Origin of the sequence: Streptomyces sp. NPDC059456 (assembly GCF_042750055.1) — a bacterium.
Classification (GTDB): Bacteria; Actinomycetota; Actinomycetes; order Streptomycetales; family Streptomycetaceae; genus Streptomyces.
Window position 1 is genome coordinate 1 of record NZ_JBHYVA010000880.1, and the last position, 3,022, is coordinate 3,022.

General features: G+C 75.3%; 2 protein-coding genes. Both read left to right on the plus strand.

The window, feature by feature from the left end; translation table 11 throughout:
- The first annotated feature begins 145 nt into the window (after positions 1-145).
- Entirely contained in the window at positions 146-1,267 is a 1,122-nt protein-coding gene (locus tag ACFXA3_RS39960) for a diguanylate cyclase domain-containing protein (RefSeq protein ID WP_385195928.1), read from the plus strand.
- An 88-nt stretch (positions 1,268-1,355) separates the two neighbouring features.
- Positions 1,356-2,897, plus strand: coding sequence for a histidine ammonia-lyase (hutH, locus tag ACFXA3_RS39965; RefSeq protein WP_385195931.1), 1,542 nt, complete (start codon positions 1,356-1,358; stop codon positions 2,895-2,897).
- The last annotated feature ends 125 nt before the right edge of the window (positions 2,898-3,022 follow it).

Here is a 3,022-nt window from a genome sequence, read left to right on the forward strand (position 1 = left end):
AGAGCCCGCGGCACCCCGGGTCCTGCCGGTGCCGGCAGCCGGGGCGGAGCCCCCGGGAGGCCCGTCCCCGCCGTGCGCCGGCGGCCCGCGTACGGCGCGTCCGGGGATCGGTGGCGGTGGGGGGGAAACTCCCTAACCTGGGGTGATGGGAGTCGACGGGCGGCTGCGAGCCCGCGGGGGCCAGGCGCAGGCCATGGCCGCCGCATGCGCACCGCGGGACAGCGTCCGGGCGGCCGCCCGCGGGGCCCGGCTCGCGATGGACGGTTCGTTCGCCGCGATCTCCGCCTGGGAGCGCGAACGCGGCCGGCTGCGGGTCCTCGTCAACGAGGGCGGGCGACGGGACGGGGAGGAGGAGTTCCCCGAGGACGAGTCCTATCCCGTCCACGACTTCCCCGAGATCACCGAGTTCCTGCACGAGCGGTGGGTCGGCGGCGGCGGCCCCCACGCCTGGGCGGAGAGCGCCGGCGGCGGCCGCCCCGGCCGGCGCGGCGAGGCGCTGCGCCGCCGCGGCCGCGGGAGCTGCGTCGTCGCGCCCATCGTGCTCAGCGGCCGCGCCTGGGGCGAGCTGTACGTCGCCCGCGACGAGGGACTGCCCGGCTTCGACGAGGACGACGCCGAGTTCGCGACCGTCCTGGCGGCGGTCGTCGCGGCCGGCCTCGCGCAGAACGAGCGGCTCGAAGAGGCGCGGCGGCTCGCGTTCACCGATCCGCTGACCGGCCTGGCCAACCGGCGGGCCGTCGACATGCGGCTCGACGAGGCCCTGGAGGAGCACCGGCGCGGTGCGGCCGTGGTCAGCCTGGTGGTGTGTGACCTGAACGGCCTCAAGAAGGTCAACGACACCCTCGGGCACGCCATGGGGGACCGGCTGCTGGAGCGGTTCGGGTCGGTGCTCAGCCTGTGCGGGGCCATGCTGCCGGGCGCGCTCGCCGCCCGGCTCGGCGGTGACGAGTTCTGCCTGGTGAGCGTGGGGCCCGCGGCCGATGAGGTGGTGCGGGTGACGGAGGAGCTGTGCCTGCGCGCCGCCGAGCTGGAGCTGGGCGAGGGGGTGGCCTGCGGGGTGGCGTCCACGGGGGATCCGATCGGGCCGGTGAAGTCCTCCCGGCGGCTGTTCCGGCTGGCCGACGCCGCCCAGTACAAGGCCAAGGCCGCGCGTTCGGCGCGGCCGGTCGTCGCGGGCCGGGACAGCGCGGTGATCCGGATGGCCGATGCCGCCGCCCAGCAGGAGGCGGCCGGTGAGCGCCGCCGTTTCCGGGGCCGGGCGACGTGACGGGCGCCGTGTGCGGCGGCGTAAGGGTCCCCCGTGAAACTTGCTAGTGACATGAAGCGATTCAGTCCGTAGGCTGCTGAATATGGATATGCACACTGTCGTGGTGGGGACGTCCGGGACCACCGCCGAGGACGTCATCGCCGTCGCCCGCGGCAACGCGCGGATCGAGCTGTCCGGCGAGGCGCTCGACGCCCTCGCCCGTGCCCGCGAGATCGTCGACGCCCTCGCCGCCAAGCCCGAACCCGTCTACGGGGTGTCCACCGGCTTCGGCGCCCTCGCCTCCCGTCACATCAGCCCCGAGCTGCGCGCCCAGCTCCAGCGCAACATCGTCCGCTCGCACGCCGCCGGCATGGGCCCGCGCGTCGAGCGGGAGGTCGTGCGCGCCCTGATGTTCCTGCGCCTGAAGACCGTCGCCTCCGGGCACACCGGCGTCCGGCCGTCCGTCGCGCAGACGATGGCCGACGTGCTCAACGCGGGCATCACGCCCGTCGTCCACGAGTACGGCTCGCTCGGCTGCTCGGGTGACCTCGCACCGCTCTCGCACTGCGCGCTCACCCTGATGGGCGAAGGCGACGCAGAGGGTCCGGACGGGGTCGTGCGCCCCGCCGGGGAGCTCCTCGCCGAGGCCGGGATCAAGCCGGTCGAGCTGAAGGAGAAGGAGGGCCTGGCCCTCCTCAACGGCACCGACGGCATGCTCGGCATGCTGGTCATGGCCCTCGCCGACCTCGACAAGCTGTACAAGTCCGCCGACATCACCGCCGCGCTGACCCTGGAGGCGCTGCTCGGCACCGAGAAGGTCCTCGCGCCCGAGCTGCACGCCATCCGCCCCCATCCGGGCCAGGGCGCCTCCGCCGCGAACATGGCCGCCGTCCTGAAGGGCTCCGGGCTGGTCCGGCACTTCCAGGAGGAGTCCGCCCCGCGCGTGCAGGACGCGTACTCCGTGCGCTGCGCCCCGCAGGTGGCCGGCGCCGGCCGCGACACCATGGCGCACGCCGCGCTGGTGGCCTCGCGCGAACTGGCCTCCGCCGTCGACAACCCGGTGGTGCTGCCCGACGGCCGCGTCGAGTCGAACGGCAACTTCCACGGCGCGCCGGTCGCGTACGTGCTGGACTTCCTGGCCATCGCGGCCGCGGACCTCGGCTCCATCGCCGAACGCCGCACCGACCGGCTGCTCGACAAGAACCGCTCGCACGGCCTGCCGCCGTTCCTGGCGGACGACGCCGGTGTCGACTCCGGTCTGATGATCGCCCAGTACACGCAGGCCGCCCTGGTCAGCGAGATGAAGCGGCTGGCCGTGCCGGCCTCCGCCGACTCGATCCCGTCCTCCGCCATGCAGGAGGACCACGTCTCGATGGGCTGGTCGGCCGCGCGCAAGCTCCGTACCGCCATCGACAACCTGACCCGGATCATCGCGATCGAGCTGTACGCGGCGACCCGCGCCATCGAGCTGCGCCACGGGCTCACCCCCGCCCCGGCCAGCCAGGCGGCCATCGCCGCGACGCGGGAGGCCGGTGTGGAGGGTCCCGGGCCGGATCGTTTCCTCGCCCCCGACCTGGCCGCGGCCGACGCGTTCGTCCGCGCCGGCGGCCTCGTCGCCGCGGTGGAGCCGGTGACGGGTCCGCTCGCCTGACGGGTCTGCCGGGCCTGACGGCTCTGCCGGGCCCGGGGGGGCTGGTGATGCCGTGTAAATGGGCCCCCCCGGCGGGATCACCCCCCCGGCGGCCCGGGCGCGGGGGGGGGGGGGGGGGCGCCCCC

Coding starts and splice junctions, on each gene's coding strand:
- hutH (WP_385195931.1), top strand. CDS start 1,356: ATGCACACTGTCGTGGTGGGGACGTCCGGGACCACCGCCGAGGACGTC.
- ACFXA3_RS39960 (WP_385195928.1), top strand. CDS start 146: ATGGGAGTCGACGGGCGGCTGCGAGCCCGCGGGGGCCAGGCGCAGGCC.